The sequence below is a fragment of the uncultured Thermus sp. genome (assembly GCF_938010445.1).
GTDB lineage: Bacteria > Deinococcota > Deinococci > Deinococcales > Thermaceae > Thermus > Thermus altitudinis.
This window is the reverse complement of sequence record NZ_CALLUR010000020.1, coordinates 1-14,914: the sequence shown is the minus strand read 5'-3', so window position 1 is coordinate 14,914 and position 14,914 is coordinate 1. Positions and strand designations below refer to the sequence as shown.

Below are 14,914 nucleotides of genomic sequence, written 5' to 3'. Positions count from 1 at the left end.
ACGCCTAAGGCCTGCCCCCCCTAAGGGGGGCAGACTCCTTTCCCTAAAGGGCGATCGCGCCTTTCAGAGGCTCCGCCAAGGCCGTGCTGGGCGGGGCCGTTTTGTAAACGTCAAGTGGCTCCCCGCCGCCCAGCTACGGGTAGGGATCGTGGTGTCCAAGAAGGTGGGCAAGGCAGTGGTGCGCAACCGCATCAAGCGCCGCCTGAGGGAGATCCTCCGCCGCCTCCACCTCCCCAAGGCCCACCTCCTGGTGATCGCCAGCCCCGAGGCCCGGGAGGCCACCTATGCTGAACTCTTCCAGGACCTCACCCGCGCCCTCAAGAAGAGCGGGCTGATACAATAGGCGGCGTGCGCGGCGTACTGATCCTTTTGGTTAAGGCCTACCGCAGGTTCATCTCCCCCCTCAAACCCAGGACCTGCCGCTTCCACCCCACCTGTTCCGCCTATGCCCTCGAGGCCCTGGAGCGCCATGGCGCCTTATGGGGTAGCTACCTGGCCGCCAGGCGCATCCTGAAGTGCCATCCCCTGCACCCTGGGGGGCTGGACCCGGTGCCCTTGGTCTTCCCACCCAGGAGCACCGTCAAGACCCAGAAGGAGGCAAGATGAAAAGGCTTTTACCCCTCCTTTTCCTGCTCGGCCTAAGCGCCATGGCCCTCGAGGCGGGCTTCAAGGACCAGGACGTAAACGGGGACGGGGTGCCGGAAAAGGTGGCCGTCACCAACCTCATGGACCTGGCCTTTGACCAAAAGGGCCAGGTGGTGGGCTGGTACGTGAAGACCTACAAGGGCACGGCCTTCAACGACTACACCCGGGCCCCTAACCTCTCCACCAATGGCCCCGTGGTAGCCCCCATGGGCTTCACCCCGGAAAGGACGGAGTTTTTGCTGCAGGATGGCCGCCTCCTGGCCCGTTTCCAAGGCGCAGAGGGCACCCTCACCTACCGCATAGAAAAGGGCCGCTACACCGTCCAGATTACCGCCGACTTCCCCCTCACCCTAAGGCTTTCTGCCCAAGGAAGCCCCAAGGTGCTCCTGGAGGGCCAAAAGGAACCTACCCCAAGCGGGGAGGGTCCCATGGTCTACCTAGCCTGGCAGACCAAGCCCAAGGCGGGGTACGCCCTGGTGGCCTTTGCCGAGAAACCCTTGGCGGGGAAACTGGTGGGCAAGGAGGGGACCCTCACCCTCGCTCCCGGGGAAACCCTGAGGCTTTACGGGGGGCAGAACGAGCTGGTCCGCTTCCACGTGGAAGGCCTTCTTCCCCTCCCTGGCCTCTTTGCCCCCAACATCTGGGGACAGCTCTCCTTGGGCCTCCTCTGGCTCATGGAGGTGGCCTTCCGCTATACGGGTAGCTGGGGCCTGGCCATCCTCTTCCTGACCCTGGTGGTGCGCCTCCTCCTTTGGCCCCTCATGCACCAGCAGTTCAAGAGCATGGCGGAGATGCAACGCCTCCAGCCCCTCATCCAGAAGATCAACGAGAAGTACAAGGACGACCCCAACAAGCGGGCGGAGGCCACCATGAAGCTCTACCAGGAGCACAAGGTGAACCCCGCCGCCGGCTGCCTGCCCCTCTTCCTCCAGATGCCCATCCTCTTCATCCTCTGGAAGGTGATCGCCAACTACGAGTTCGGCCAAGGCCTCCTCTGGATCCCCGACCTGGCCCTCCCCGACCCCTTCTACATCCTCCCCGCCCTCTACGTGGCCTCCACCTTCCTCTCCACCTGGCTTTCCGCCCACGGCAACAAGGACCTGATCCGGCAGAGCCTTTTCATGAACCTGATCTTCATCTTCCTGGTCCTGCAGTTCCCCTCGGGGGTGACCCTCTACTGGGTCCTTTCCAACCTGATCGGCTTGGTGCAGCAGTGGCTCATCAACAAGAGCCTTAAGCCCTTGGCGGCGTAAACTGAGGGCATGGACGAGAAGAAAAAGAGCATTGACGACCTCCTCTCCGACCTGGGGGTGCTGGAGGAAGCCCCAGTGGAGGTGGAGCTAAAGGAGGCAGGCAAGGAGCCCCCAGAAAGAGGGCCCAAGGAGGTGCTGGAAAACTTCCTGGTGGGGCTTCTCCTGCGGCTGGACCCCGCCCATTACGTGGAGGTCCGCCAGGAAGGCAACGTCCTCAAGGCTGAGGTCAAGGGCGGGGACCTGGGGCGCTTCATCGGCAAGGAGGGGCGCACCCTGAAGGCGGTGGAGTACCTGGCCGGGGTGGTGCTGGCCAAGCATTTCGGCGGGGCCTACCGGGTGGTCCTGGACGCCGCCGGCTACCGCAAGCGCCAGGAGGAAAAGATCCGCAAGATCGCCGAGGAGGCGGCCCTCACCGTGGCCATGACCCAGGAGCCCTTGCACCTTCCCCCCATGCGCCCCTCCGAGCGCCGCATCGTGCACATGCTCCTCAAAAACCACCCCCAGGTGACCACGGAAAGCCAAGGGGAGGGGGAGGAGCGGCACGTGGTGGTCTACCCCCGTGGTCAGGCTCCTGCGGGAACTCCAGGAGAGGCTTAGGACCGCAGGGCTTCCCGAAGGGGAGGCCCTGGACCTGTTGGCCTTGGCCTCGGGCCTTTCCCGCAAGGAGCTTCTCCTCCATCTCTCCCAAGCCCCACCCCCAGGTACGGAAGAAAAAGCCCTGACCCTCTTGGAAAGGCGCCTTGCGGGCTATCCCCTGCAGTACCTTCTAGGGGAGGTGGAGTTTTTTGGCCTGCCCCTCAAGGTGGCCCAAGGGGTCCTCATCCCCCGCCCGGAAACGGAAGGCCTGGTGGAGCTGGCCCTAAGCCTCCCCTTGCCCCATGCCCCCCGCATCCTGGACGTGGGCACGGGTACCGGGGCCATCGCCCTTGCCCTAAAAAAACACCTTCCGGAGGCCCAGGTGTGGGCCACGGACACCGATCCCGAGGCCCTGGCCTTAGCCCGGGAGAACGCCCACAGGCTGGGCCTGCAGGTGGCCTTCCTCCAGGTTCCCCTCACCGGTGGGTTGAAGGATCTGGACCTCCTGGTCTCCAACCCCCCCTACCTGCCCGAGGCCTACCGGGCCCAAGCTCCCCGGGAACTGGCCTGGGAAAGCCCCCTGGCCCTCTATGCGGGAAGGCAGGGGCTGGATGTGGCCCAGCCCCTGGCCCAGGAGGCCTGGCAGGCCCTCAAGCCGGGCGGGTTTCTCCTCCTGGAACTGGCCCCGGAAAACGTCCACCTCCTGGCTGAGGAACTTAAGGCCAAGGGATGGGTAGATGTGGAGGTGCTACGGGACCTGGCGGGTCGGGACCGGTACCTCCGGGCCCGGCGGCCCGCCTAGGAGCTGGAAGGAAAGCAGAGGCTTTTCCGTGGTCCACGCCTCCTTGGCCGCCACCACCCCCACCCGCACCACTCCCCTCCTTCCCTGAAGGAGGTTAAGCCCCCGGGCCAGCTCCTCCGGTGAGGGAAAGGTGGCGTACTCTGGGGGAAAACCCGCCTCCAAAAGCCTTTTCCTCACGGCCTCCCCCAGGGCCTCCAGGACCTCCTGATCCCGGGCCGGGGTGGATAGGCGGAAGGTGCGGGCCGCCAGCACCTCCCCCTGGACAAAGGCCCGGCGCTCCGGATAGAAGCGCACCCGCACCAGAAGCCTCCCCTCCTGGTACCCAGCTCCCTCCAGCACCGCCAGGCCTGGGCCCGTGGCCTCTCCCACAAGCTCCACGCCCCGGAAACCCTGCAGCCGGGCCCGCCGCTCCGCCACCCGCTCCAGGGCCTCCCTCCCCTCCTCCGCCCCCAGGCGCACCTCCCCCAGGTAGAGGCCTTGGCTCAGGCGGACGAGGCTTTGGGAAAGCTGGCCCCGTTCTCCCTGAAGCACCTCGGCCTGCACCAGAAGGCTCCGCACCCGTTCTTCCGTCTGGCGAAGCTCCTCCCGGGCCTTGGCCAGGCTGGCCTTAAGAGCCTCGGCCTCCTGGGCCAGGGCCTGGCGCTCCCGTCGGGTTTCCTCCAAGCGGGCGAGGGCCTGAAGCACATCCCCCTGCAAACGCCTCTTTTCCTCGGTGAAACGGGCTTTTTCCGCCTCCGCCCGCTTGGCCGCCTCCTGGAGGACGGTCAAGCGCTGCTCCAAGGCTTTGAGTTCCCGAGCCTTCTCCGTAAGCTCCGCCGTCTTCTTGGCCAGCTCTTGGTTTCTTTCCTCCAGAAGCTGGGCCAGGGCCTGGCGCTCCGCCTGTAGGGCCGCCCGCTCCTTAAGGAGGGTCTCCCTCTCCCCCTCCAGGGCCTGGACCTGGGAGGCCAGGGCCTTGGCCTCCTCCTCCAGGCGCCTCCGCACCCTTCCTGCCTGCTCCAGGGCCTGGACCAGGGTTCTCCTTTCCTCCCTCAGGGCGTTGAGTTCCGCCAAGGCCCTGCTGGCCTCGGCCTCCATGGCCGCCTTGGCCTGCAAAAGGACCTGCTGCTCCCTTCTAAGCTGGTCCCGCTCGGCGCGGATGGCCTGGGCCTCGAGGATCACCTCCCTAGCCTCCCGGAACACCAGGAGAAACCCCAGGTAGCTGATTAGGGCGATCCCCACCCCCGTGAGGACCGCCACCAGGGTGGCCGTCTGCCGGGGCCTTAGGCCAAAGAGGCGGTAGTGGCGCTTCCCCGCCCACTTGGCCACCTTGTCCCCCAGGTAGGCCACAAGGGCCGCCAGGAAAAGGATCAGAAAGAGAAGGGCCCAGAAGGTCATGGCCTAAAGCTCGTAGTCTTCCCCCAGGTAGTGCCTCCTCACCCCCTGGTCCCGGGCAAAGGTCTCGGGGTCGCCGTGGAAGAGGATCTGGCCATCGTACATCACATAGACCCGGTCGGTGATGGCCAGGGTCTCCCGCACCGCGTGGTCGGTGATGAACACCCCCACCCCCCGCCTCTCCCGAAGTTCAGCGATGACCTTTTGGATCTCCTTCACGTTTTTCGGGTCCACTCCGGTGAAGGGTTCGTCCAGAAGGATGAAGTCTGGGTCGGTACAAAGGGCTCTGGCCATCTCCAGCCGCCTTCTTTCCCCCCCGGAAAGGGCGTAGGCCATCTGGTCCTTGAGGTGGTAGATGGAAAGCTCCTCCAAAAGGGCCTTGGCCTTCTCCAGCTGCTCCTTGCGGGAAAGGGGCTGGAACTCCAAAACGGCCAGGAGGTTTTCCAAAACGGTCATGCGCCGAAAGGCGGAGGGCTCCTGGGGGAGATACCCCAGGCCCAGCCGGGCCCGGCGGTACATGGGGAGGCGGCCCACCTCCTGCCCTTTCAGAAAAATGCTCCCCGCAGTAGGCCGGATAAACCCCACCACCATGTAGAAGGTGGTGGTCTTCCCCGCCCCGTTGGGGCCGAAGAGGGCCACGATCTCCCCCCGCTTGAGGCTCAGGTCCACCCCCCGCACCACCTCCCTGGGGCCGTAGCGCTTGCGCAACCCCTTGGCCAAAAGCTCCCCGTCCATTACCTCCCAGGGTAAGGCCCAACCTTTAGCCCTGGGTGAGATAATGGGCGAGGTATGGTGGTGACCCGCATCGCCCCAAGCCCCACGGGGGACCCCCATGTGGGGACAGCGTATATCGCCCTTTTCAACTACGTGTGGGCTAAGAAAAACGGGGGCCGTTTCCTGGTGCGCATAGAGGACACCGACCGCACCCGCTATGTGCCGGGGGCGGAGGAACGCATCCTGGCCGCCCTAAAGTGGCTTGGCATCCCCTACGACGAAGGCCCCGACATCGGCGGGCCCCACGGGCCCTATCGCCAGTCGGAAAGGCTTCCCCTTTACCGGGAACACGCCGAGGAGCTCCTAAGGCGGGGATGGGCCTACCGGGCCTTTGAAACCCCCGAGGAGTTGGAAAGGATCCGCAAGGAGAAGGGGGGCTACGACGGCCGCGCCCGGAACATCCCTCCTGAGGAAGCGGAGGAACGGGCCAAAAGGGGCGAGCCCCACGTGATCCGCCTTAAGGTGCCCAGGCCCGGCACCACGGAGGTGAAGGACGAACTTAGGGGGGTGGTGGTCTACGACAACGGGGAGATCCCTGACGTGGTCCTCCTCAAGTCCGACGGCTACCCCACCTACCACCTGGCCAACGTGGTGGACGACCACCTCATGGGGGTGACGGACGTGATCCGGGCTGAGGAGTGGCTGGTTTCCACCCCCATCCACGTCCTCCTCTACCAGGCCTTTGGCTGGGAGGTGCCCAAGTTCTACCACATGCCCCTCCTGAGAAATCCGGACAAGACCAAGATCAGCAAGCGGAAAAGCCACACCTCCTTGGAGTGGTACCGGGCCGAAGGCTTTTTGCCCGAGGCCCTACGCAACTACCTGGCCCTCATGGGCTTCTCCATGCCCGATGGGCGGGAGGTCTTCACCCTGGAGGAGCTCATCCAGGCCTTCACCTGGGAGCGGGTTTCCCTGGGGGGTCCGGTCTTTGACCTGGAGAAGCTGCGCTGGCTCAACGGCAAGTACATCCGCGAGGTCCTCCCCCTGGAGGAGGTGGCGGAAAGGGTGAAGCCCTTCCTGAGAGAAGCGGGGCTCTCTTGGCCGGACGAGGCCTATTTAAGGCGGGCGGTGGAGCTCATGCGTCCCCGGTTTGACACCTTGAAGGAACTTCCGCAAAAGGCCCCGTACCTCTTCAGCGAGGACTACCCCTTTGCGGACAAAGCCCTGGAGAAGCTGCGGGAAGGCCTTCCCATCCTAAAGGAGGTGGAGGCCCGGCTAAGGGCCCAGGAGGACTGGAGCGAGGCCGCCTTGGACGCCCTTCTCCGGGGCTTGGCCCAGGAAAAAGGCCTCAAGCTTGGCCAGGTGGCCCAGCCCTTAAGGGCGGCCCTCACGGGAAGCCTGGAAACCCCGGGGCTTTTTGAGATCATGGCCCTATTGGGCAAGGAGCGGGTACTTTCCCGCCTGGAACGGGCCCTAGGGGTATACTGAGGGCCATGAAGCGGGCTCTTCTCCTCCTTGCCGCCCTCCTTGGCCTAGCCTACGCCCAAACGGCCATCCAGATGCGCTTTGGCTACGGGGAAGGTCTGGGCCTGACCTTTGGAGCCGGGCTGGAAAATCGCCTGAGGCAGAACCTCTCGGGCCGGCTTGCCGCCATGCTGGCTCCGGAACCCCCAGGGGTGGCCCTCGAGGCCGCCCTCCACTTCAAGCCCGACCTAGGCCAGTACGACCCCACCTTGGCAGGCCTCCTCCCCTACTTCGGCGGGGGGCTCAGCGCGGTGGTGGGGCCAAGCCTTACCGCTGGGGTGAGCTTTACCGGGGGGTTGGAGGGGCTTCTGGACCCCTTCACGGGCCTTTTCCTGGAGGCCACCTACGTTTATGGCTTCGCCGACTTCCCCAAGGTCTGGCAGTTCGCCTTGGGGGTGAGCTTCCGTTAGGCCTAAAAACCGGCGCCAAGGGAATCCATGGGCTTTTTTGACCGACTAAAGGCCGGACTGGCCAAAACCCGGGAAACGCTCCTCAAGGCCATCCCCTGGGGGGGGAACCCCGAGGAGGTCTTGGAGGAGCTGGAGATGGCCCTCCTGGCCGCCGATGTGGGCCTCGAGGCCACCGAAGAGCTCCTCGCCGAGGTGAAGGCCTCGGGGCGGAAGGACCTGAAGGAGGCGGTCAAGGAGAAGCTCGTGCAGATGCTGGAGCCGGACGAGCGCCGGGCCACCCTAAGGAAACTCGGCTTCCGGCCGCAAAACCCCAAGCCCATAGAACCCCAGGGGCACGTGGTCCTCATGGTGGGGGTGAACGGGGTGGGCAAGACCACCACCATCGCCAAGCTGGGCCGCTACTACCGAAACCTGGGCAAGAAGGTCATGTTCTGCGCCGGGGACACCTTCCGCGCCGCCGGGGGGGCTCAGCTTTCCGAATGGGGGAAACGCCTGGACATCCCCGTGATCCAAGGGCCGGAAGGCGCCGACCCCGCCGCCTTGGCCTTTGATGCCGCCAGCGCCCGCAAGGCCCGGGGTTACGATCTCCTCCTGGTGGACACCGCAGGCCGCCTCCACACCAAACACAACCTCATGGAGGAGCTAAAAAAGGTGAAGCGGGCCATCGCCAAGGCAGACCCCGGGGAGCCCAAAGAGGTTTGGCTGGTGCTGGACGCCGTCACCGGGCAAAACGGCCTGGAACAGGCCAAGCGCTTCCACGAGGCGGTGGGGCTTACCGGGGTGATCGTCACCAAGCTGGACGGCACCGCCAAGGGCGGGGTCCTCATCCCCATCGTGCGCACCCTAAGGGTGCCCATCAAGTTCATCGGGGTGGGGGAAGGCCCTGACGACCTCCAGCCCTTTGACGCGGAGGCCTTTGTGGAGGCGCTATTGGAAGCTTAAGCTTCCTCTTCCCCCTTAGGCCAGGGGCAGTGGCGACAACCCGTGCCGCAGCAATGCCCCCGTTTGCGGAGATAAGCCTCCGTGAAAACCATCCGCCCCTCCTCCCAATAGAAGTCTTCGCCCTCTTGGAGTTCGGCTTCCGCCATGGGCCTTAGTCTAGCGGTATGCTCACCCCATGAACCGCGGCCTTCTCCTGCTCGCCTTCGCCTGGGTGGTGGCCTTGGTGGCCACCTTGGGAAGCCTTTACTACTCCGAGGTGCGGCTTTTTTTGCCCTGCGAGCTCTGCTGGTACCAAAGGATCTTCATGTACCCCCAGGCCGTCCTCCTGGGCCTCGCCCTTTGGCGGCAGGACCTCGCTGTCTGGCCCTATAGCCTGGCCCTTTCCCTGGTGGGAGCCGGGTTTAGCGCCCTGCACCTCCTAGAGCAGCGCTTCCCCGACCTCTTCACCCTGGCCTGCAAGCCCCCGGTGCCCTGCAACGTGGAGTACATACCCCAGTTCCCCATCCCCTTGCAGGCCCTGATGGCCTTCATCCTGATCGCCCTTAGCATGGGGCTTCTGGCCCGAGAGGCCCGTCAAAGGGGATAGCCGAGCGCCTCGAGGACCCCCCTCACCCTAAAGAGCAGGAGGTCCTCCGGGGGATAGACCACCTGCACCCTCTCCCAGAATCCCCTCTCCACCGGGGCCAGGGCCAGAAGGGCGTGAAAGGGCTGGAGGACCTCCAGGCTGAGCCGCCCGCCGGCATAGAGGATCACGTCCACCTTTAGGGAAAGGGCCCTCACCTCCTCCGGCCTTAGGGCCACATGCCCCCGGGCCCTTTCCGGCAGGCGGGAAAGGAAGCGATCCCCCTCGGCGAAGCTTCCGGCCACCACGGAAACCTGGGCCAAGGGCCTGAGAAAAGGGGCCAAGGAGGGCCGTAAGGGCCCCAGCCAAAGCCCCTTGGCCCCGGGGAAGTGGGTGGAAAGAAGCCGTTCCAGGGCCAAGCCTTCCGTATACTGCCCAGCGACCCCCCCCACCCGGGGCAGCAGAAGGTCCACCAGCCCCGCTTCCTTGGCCTCGGGCTCCAGGAAGAGGCTCAGGGGAGGTTTCTCGGGCGGGGGCATAGCCTCCGCCAAGACCGCCCCCGCCAGGCCCAGGGGCCCCAGGCAGGAGAGCAAGGCCCAGGGGTCTTGGGCCTCTACCGGATAGGGGAAAAGGGGAAGCCGGGCCGTGGCCACCTCCGCCGCCAAGCGGTCAAAAAGGGGGGAAGGAGCCCGGTAGAGAAAGGCCAAAGGGCGGGTTTTGTGGTACTCGGGCCGCATGCCTCACCCCAGGGGCCTTAGGTCCGCGTACTTTAGGGAAAGCCGCTTCAGGCCCACCCCTTCAAAGTGCACGGTCACCTCATCCCCCATGGCCGCCACCACCGTGCCCGGGCCAAAGCGGGGGTGGACTACCCTTTCCCCGCCCTTAAAGGCCCCGGGCTTGGGCCGGTGGAGCGGGGGCGTCCTGGAGGGGGTAGGGTAGGGGTCGTATTCCTCATACAGCCCCCCATCCACCTCCTCCAGGAAGCGGCTTGGCCGGCTGGGCTCCAGGCGCCCGTAGACCTCCCTTTCCTCGGCATAGGAGAGGTAAAGCCTCTCCTGGGCCCGGGTCACCCCCACGTAGAAGAGGCGCCTTTCCTCCTCCACGCCTTCTGAGGTGTTCCAGGAGGAACGGTGGGGCAACAGCCCCTCCTCCACCCCCACCACGAAGACCACGGGGAACTCCAGGCCCTTGGCGTTGTGCAGGGTCATGAGGGCCACCTTACCCCCAGGCTCCCCAGGCTCCTCGGCCCGGGCGGTAAGGGCCACCCTGTCCAGGAACTCCATAAGCCCCTCCGCCTCCTTGGCGGCCCTTAAGAGCTCCTCCACGTTCTCCAGCCGGTCCTCGTAGTCCTCGGGGTAGGCCTCCTTAAGGTAGGCGGGGTAGTCGGTGGCCTCGAGGAGGTGGCGGAAAAACCCTTCCGCAGGGCCAAAGGCCAGCTCCTGAAGCTCCTCCATAAGGGCCAGGAAGTGGCGCAGGGGAAGGGGACGGGAAAGGCTTTCCGCCGCCACCTTCAACGCCTCAAAGAGGGGAAGGCCCCTTTCCCTGGCCAGGGCCTCCACCTTCTCCACCGTGGCCGGGCCGATGCCCCTCGGGGGGGTGTTCAGGACCCGCTTCAGGCTTACCCCGTCCAGGGGGTTTAGGCTCAGGCGGGCGTAGGCCAGGAGGTCCTTCACCTCCGCCCGCTCAAAGAACCCCACCCCGCCCACCACCCGGGCCGGGATCCCCCGGGAGGCCAGGGCCTGCTCCAGGAGGCGGCTTTGGGCGTTGGTGCGGTAGAGCACCGCCACCCGGTCCAAGGGGGGCCCCAGGCGCCCGATCTCCTCGGCCACGAAGCGGGCCTCGTCCCGGGCGTCCTTAGCCCTATAGAGGCGCACGGGCTCCCCCCCCGGCTTCACCGGCCTCAGGGTCTTTTCCAGGCGGAGGGCGTTATGGACGATGAGGGCGTTGGCAAAGCGCAGGATGGCCTCGGTGGAGCGGTAGTTTTCCTCGAGGCGGTACACCTTGGCCCCGGGGAAGTCCCGGGTAAAGTCCAGGATGTTCTTGATGTCGGCGGCGCGGAAGGAGTAGATCCCCTGGTCCGGGTCCCCCACGGCCATGAGGTTGGCCTCCTCCCCCGCCAAAAGCTTGGTGAAGCGGTACTGCACAGGGTTGGTGTCCTGGTACTCGTCCACGTGGATGAACCGGGCCCGCTTCCTCACCCGCTTCAAGACCTCCCGGTCCTCCTCCAGAAGGCGCAGGGCATAGAGGAGGATGTCCCCAAAGTCCAAGGCCCCCTGGGCCCTTAGGGCCTCCTCGTAGCGCTTCAGCACATCCAAAAGCCTTCCCCGGCTAAGCCCGGCGTAGTAGTCGGGAAGCTCGGAAAGGAGGGACTCGGGTGCCTCCCCCCGGTTCTTGGCCCGGTCCAGAAGGCCTTTGATGGGCCCGGGACGGGCGGCAAGGCCCAGCTCCTTTAGCACCTCCTTGAGGAGGGCGGTCTGGTCGTCCTCGTCGTAGACCACAAAACCCGGCCTAAGCCCCACCCTTTCCCCATAGACCCTAAGGATGCGCAAGGCCGCGGAGTGGAAGGTGGAAACCCAAAGCTCTCCCGCTCCTTTCACCATGCGCCTAAGGCGCTCCTTCATCTCCTCGGCGGCCTTGTTGGTGAAGGTGACCGCCAGGATCTCCGAGGGGTACACCCCCCGCTTGGCCATGAGGTAGGCCACCCGGTGGACCACGGTGCGGGTCTTGCCGCTTCCCGCCCCCGCCACCACCAAAGCTGGCCCCTCAAAGTGCAAGACCGCCTGGCGTTGGGCCTCATTCAGGGAGGAGAGGAGCGCCTCTTCCGAGGGCTGGGTCAAAGGGGCGTCCACGGGCCGAGTCTACCACGGGGTAGACTCTTAGGCATGGAGCTCTACCCCACGCAGGATGGGTTTTTGGGAGAGATGGCTAAGGGCTTCACCTTCGCCCAGGTGGCCAGGCTGGCCGCGGGGTTTGGGGAGCGGGCCAGGGCGGAGGGGATAGACCAGGTGGTGGTGGCCCACGACACCCGTTTCCTGGCCAAGGAGATGGCCGAGGAAGCGGCAGGGGTGCTGGCGGGCCTTGGCCTGGAGGCGTATCTCCTAAAGGGGCCTTCCCCTTTGCCCCTTTTCGGCTTCGCCCTAAAGGAGATGGAGGCGGCCGGGTTCTACCTCACCGCAAGCCGCAAGCCCGCCCGCTACCAAGGGGTGAAGCTCCGCCTCGGGCCGGGGAAACCCCTCTCCGGCCAGGAGGTCCCCCTCCCGGAAAAGGCCCTTGAGGCCCGGGGGAGCTTCCAGCTCCTGGACCGGAAAAAGGCCTACCTGGAGCACCTGGCAGGGAACGCCGGCCAGGGGGCCAAGGGGAAGAAGGGTGTGGTCTACCTGGACACCCTAGGGGGTGCCGGGGGTGGCCTTATGCCGGGGGTCTTTGGGCTTTTGGGCCTCGAGGCGGAGCTTCGCGAGCTTCACCCCCTCCCCCACCCCCTCTTCTACGGGGTGGACCCCGACCCCAAGCCGGACAACCTCCCTACCCTCCTCGCCCTCATGAGAGCCGTGGAACCCCCGGCGGTGGGCCTGGCCCTGGATGGGGATGCGGACCGCCTGGCTGCCGTCCTTCCCGGGGGGGAGGTTCTCCCTCCAGAGGAGGTCCTGAAGGCCCTCGAGGAAGCCCTGGAAGGGAAAGAGGTCCGGGGGGATGGCCAAGGTGGCTACCTCTTCCCCTGGCACCTCGAGGAACCCGACCCCTTCTTGGCCGCCTTGCTCCTCTTGGGGAAGCTCCTATGAAAGAGCTTCTCCCTGGGCTTTACCAGATCCCCGTGCCCATCCCCTACCCCCTAAAGACGGTGAACCTCTACCTCTTCAAGGGCAACGGGGAAGTAGCCCTTCTGGACACCGCCTTGGGCACCAAGACCGCCCGGGGGACCCTGGAGCTAAGCCTGGCGGAACTGGGCCTTTGTTTTCCCGATGTCAAGACCGTCCTCCTCACCCACCACCACCCGGACCACTACGGGCTGGCGGGCTTTTTTGAGGGGCTTGGGGCCCGGGTCCATTTGCACGAGGAGGAGCTAGGGCGGGGCCACCTCTTCTGGCTCCAGCCCGAGGCCTTTGCGGAGCAAAGCTGGCGGCTTTTCCTGGACCACGGCACCCCGGAGGAGGCCCTTTGCGGCATCCAGGAGACCATGGCCAAGACCCGGGAGCGGGTCCACCCGCCGCAAAACCCCCTGTCCCTGAGGGATGGGGACCTGCTGGAAGTGGCCGGCAGGAGGCTTAGGGTGGTCTGGACCCCCGGCCACGCGGACGGACACGTGGCCTTCTTCCTGGAGGAAGAGGGGGTCTTGCTGGCGGGGGATGCCCTCTTGGAGCGGGTCTCCCCCAACGTGGGCCTATGGGCCTACACCCGGGAGAATCCCCTGAAGGACTTCCTGGCCTCCCTAGACCGCCTGGAGGAGCTCCCGGTGCGGGTGGCCTACGCCGGGCATTTCGGCCCCATCCCCCAGGTGCGGAAACGGGTCCAGGAACTAAGGGCCCACCACCAGGAGCGCCTGGAGACCCTAGCCACCCTCCTGGACACACCCAAGACCGCCTGGGAGCTTTCCCTCAACCTCTTCCCCCAGGAGCTGGACGCCCCTGGCCGGCGCTTCGCCTTCGCCGAGACCCTGGCCCACTTGGAGTACCTGCGCCTCGAGGGGCACGTGAGGCGCGAAGGACCTCCCTACCGGTACTTCCGGGCGTAAGACCCTTGCCCCCAGGATCCCTGGAGGGTAAACTTTGACCCGGTTCAAGGAGGTGCCATGCATCCTTGGTACACCCACTACGATCCCGGGGTCCCCAAAGAGGCCCCCAGGCCCTGGCTGCTCACCGAACTCCTAAAGGAAAACGCCCGCCGCTACCCCCAGAAGGTGGCCTTGGAGTTCCTGGGGCGAAGTCTTAGCTACCGAGGCCTTTGGCAAGAGGTGGAGGCCTTCGCCAAAGGCCTGCAGGAGGCGGGCCTGAAGCCTGGGGACCGGGTGGCCATCATGCTGCCCAACTCCCCCCAGTTCGTCATCGCCTTCTACGGCACCCTTTTGGCCGGGGGGGTGGCGGTGAACACCAACCCCATGTACACCCCCCGGGAGCTACGGCACCAGCTCCTGGACTCGGGGGCCAAGGCCCTGGTGATCCTGGACCTCCTCCTCCCCCGTTACCAGGAGGTGAAGGCGGAGGCCCCGGTGGAGATTCTGGTGCGCACAGGTATCCAAGACTACCTGCCCTTCCCCAAGAACCTCCTCTATCCCCTTGCCCTGAAGCGGAAGGGTCAGGCTCCCAAGGACCTGGAGGGCATCCCCTGGCGGACCTTCCTCAAGCCAGGCCAGCCCCGGCCTATACCCCTGGACTTGGACGACCTTGCCCTCTTGCAGTACACCGGGGGCACCACCGGGGTGGCCAAGGGCGCCATGCTCACCCACCGAAACCTCTCCAGCAACGCCCTTCAGGTCCGCTCCTGGATCCCCGATTTCCAGGAGGGAAAGGAGGTGGTGCTGGGCGCCATCCCCTTCTTCCACGTCTACGGCATGACCGTGGCCATGAACCTGGCCCTTTTGGGCGCTGCCAAGCTGGTCCTTCTGCCTCGGCCTGAACTCAAGCCCATCGTGGAGGCCATAGAGAGGCACCGGGTCACCCTTTTTCCCGGCGTGCCCACCCTCTACGTGGCCTTCAACAACTTCCCGGGGATTGAAGGGCGGAACCTGAAAAGCGTGCGGGCCTGCATCTCGGGCTCGGCTCCCCTGCCGGTGGAGGTGGCCGAGCGCTTTGAAAGGCTCACCGGGGCCAAGCTGGTGGAAGGCTACGGCCTCACCGAGGCCAGCCCGGTAACCCACTGCAACCCCCTCCACGGCCCACGGAAACTGGGTAGCGTGGGCCTACCCTTCCCCGGGGTGGAGGCCAAGGTGGTGGACGAGGAGGGCAAAGAGGTCCCCCTGGGCGAGGTGGGGGAGCTCATCGTCAAAGGCCCCAACGTCATGAAAGGCTACTGGAACCGCCCCGAGGAAACCCAAAAGGCCCTCAAGGACGGCTGGCTTTTCACCGGCGACCTGGCCAAAATGGACCAGGACGGCTACTTCTACATCGTGGACCGCAAAAAG

General features: G+C 65.7%; 16 protein-coding genes and 1 pseudogene. 12 read left to right on the top strand and 5 right to left on the bottom strand.

Annotation, left to right across the window (positions count from 1 at the left end):
• From rnpA to prmC, 5 genes and pseudogenes are all read left to right on the top strand, one after another.
• On the top strand, positions 1 to 343 hold a 343-nt coding region (gene rnpA / locus Q0693_RS01070; protein WP_298628506.1), incomplete at its 5' end, for a ribonuclease P protein component.
• A gap of 5 nt (positions 344 to 348) precedes the next feature.
• On the top strand, positions 349 to 606 hold the full coding sequence (gene yidD, locus Q0693_RS01065; protein WP_243028494.1) for a membrane protein insertion efficiency factor YidD: 258 nt from the start codon (positions 349 to 351) through the stop codon (positions 604 to 606).
• A complete protein-coding gene (locus Q0693_RS01060) occupies positions 603 to 1,898 on the top strand; it encodes a YidC/Oxa1 family membrane protein insertase (protein ID WP_243030051.1) in 1,296 nt (431 codons plus the stop codon). Before yidD ends, Q0693_RS01060 begins: the two co-directional genes overlap by 4 nt.
• A 9-nt stretch (positions 1,899 to 1,907) precedes the next feature.
• Positions 1,908 to 2,495 (top strand): R3H domain-containing nucleic acid-binding protein, encoded by a 588-nt coding sequence (locus tag Q0693_RS01055; protein ID WP_298628503.1) that lies wholly within the window; start codon positions 1,908 to 1,910, stop codon positions 2,493 to 2,495.
• Positions 2,458 to 3,273, top strand: a pseudogene (gene prmC / locus Q0693_RS01050) (peptide chain release factor N(5)-glutamine methyltransferase); the annotation flags it as partial. The gene Q0693_RS01055 and the pseudogene prmC, both read left to right, overlap by 38 nt.
• On the opposite strand, the gene Q0693_RS01045 reads toward prmC, so the two are convergent.
• Both Q0693_RS01045 and lptB read right to left on the bottom strand, forming a co-directional pair.
• Positions 3,223 to 4,650: a DUF3084 domain-containing protein gene (locus Q0693_RS01045; protein WP_298628499.1), complete on the bottom strand. Its 1,428-nt coding sequence runs from the start codon at positions 4,648 to 4,650 to the stop codon at positions 3,223 to 3,225. The pseudogene prmC and the gene Q0693_RS01045 overlap by 51 nt on opposite strands.
• A 3-nt stretch (positions 4,651 to 4,653) precedes the next feature.
• Positions 4,654 to 5,382 carry an LPS export ABC transporter ATP-binding protein gene (gene lptB / locus Q0693_RS01040; RefSeq protein ID WP_243030047.1) on the bottom strand — a complete coding sequence of 243 codons (729 nt, stop codon included), beginning with the start codon at positions 5,380 to 5,382 and terminating at the stop codon, positions 4,654 to 4,656.
• A gap of 54 nt (positions 5,383 to 5,436) precedes the next feature.
• On the opposite strand from lptB, the gene gltX reads away from it, so the two are divergent.
• The 3 genes from gltX to ftsY are packed head-to-tail and all read left to right on the top strand — an operon-like array spanning position 5,437 to position 8,237.
• Positions 5,437 to 6,849 (top strand): glutamate--tRNA ligase, encoded by a 1,413-nt coding sequence (gene gltX, locus Q0693_RS01035; protein ID WP_298628496.1) that lies wholly within the window; start codon positions 5,437 to 5,439, stop codon positions 6,847 to 6,849.
• A gap of 5 nt (positions 6,850 to 6,854) precedes the next feature.
• Complete coding sequence (locus tag Q0693_RS01030) at positions 6,855 to 7,295, top strand: hypothetical protein (protein WP_298628494.1); 441 nt, start codon at positions 6,855 to 6,857, stop codon at positions 7,293 to 7,295.
• A gap of 27 nt (positions 7,296 to 7,322) precedes the next feature.
• Positions 7,323 to 8,237: a signal recognition particle-docking protein FtsY gene (ftsY, locus tag Q0693_RS01025; protein ID WP_298628492.1), complete on the top strand. Its 915-nt coding sequence runs from the start codon at positions 7,323 to 7,325 to the stop codon at positions 8,235 to 8,237.
• Here the strand turns inward: ftsY and Q0693_RS01020 are convergent.
• On the bottom strand, positions 8,234 to 8,383 hold the full coding sequence (locus tag Q0693_RS01020; protein WP_298628490.1) for a DUF5522 domain-containing protein: 150 nt from the start codon (positions 8,381 to 8,383) through the stop codon (positions 8,234 to 8,236). The genes ftsY and Q0693_RS01020 overlap by 4 nt on opposite strands.
• A gap of 29 nt (positions 8,384 to 8,412) precedes the next feature.
• On the opposite strand from Q0693_RS01020, the gene Q0693_RS01015 reads away from it, so the two are divergent.
• A complete protein-coding gene (locus Q0693_RS01015) occupies positions 8,413 to 8,823 on the top strand; it encodes a disulfide bond formation protein B (RefSeq protein ID WP_298628487.1) in 411 nt (136 codons plus the stop codon).
• Here Q0693_RS01015 and Q0693_RS01010 read toward each other — a convergent pair.
• Both Q0693_RS01010 and Q0693_RS01005 read right to left on the bottom strand, forming a co-directional pair.
• Complete coding sequence (locus Q0693_RS01010; protein WP_298628484.1) at positions 8,811 to 9,536, bottom strand: hypothetical protein; 726 nt, start codon at positions 9,534 to 9,536, stop codon at positions 8,811 to 8,813. The genes Q0693_RS01015 and Q0693_RS01010 overlap by 13 nt on opposite strands.
• A 3-nt stretch (positions 9,537 to 9,539) precedes the next feature.
• Positions 9,540 to 11,648, bottom strand: coding sequence for a UvrD-helicase domain-containing protein (locus tag Q0693_RS01005; RefSeq protein WP_298628481.1), 2,109 nt, complete (start codon positions 11,646 to 11,648; stop codon positions 9,540 to 9,542).
• 33 nt (positions 11,649 to 11,681) lie between these two features.
• Between Q0693_RS01005 and Q0693_RS01000 the strand changes: the two genes are divergently transcribed.
• The 3 genes from Q0693_RS01000 to Q0693_RS00990 all read left to right on the top strand — a co-directional run.
• The gene (locus Q0693_RS01000) at positions 11,682 to 12,578 is read left to right on the top strand and encodes a phosphoglucomutase (RefSeq protein ID WP_298628478.1); all 897 of its coding nucleotides are present in this window, start codon (positions 11,682 to 11,684) and stop codon (positions 12,576 to 12,578) included.
• Positions 12,575 to 13,528 carry an MBL fold metallo-hydrolase gene (locus Q0693_RS00995; RefSeq protein WP_298628475.1) on the top strand — a complete coding sequence of 318 codons (954 nt, stop codon included), beginning with the start codon at positions 12,575 to 12,577 and terminating at the stop codon, positions 13,526 to 13,528. Before Q0693_RS01000 ends, Q0693_RS00995 begins: the two co-directional genes overlap by 4 nt.
• Positions 13,529 to 13,585: 57 nt before the next feature.
• On the top strand, positions 13,586 to 14,914 hold a 1,329-nt coding region (locus Q0693_RS00990), incomplete at its 3' end, for a long-chain fatty acid--CoA ligase (RefSeq protein ID WP_298628471.1).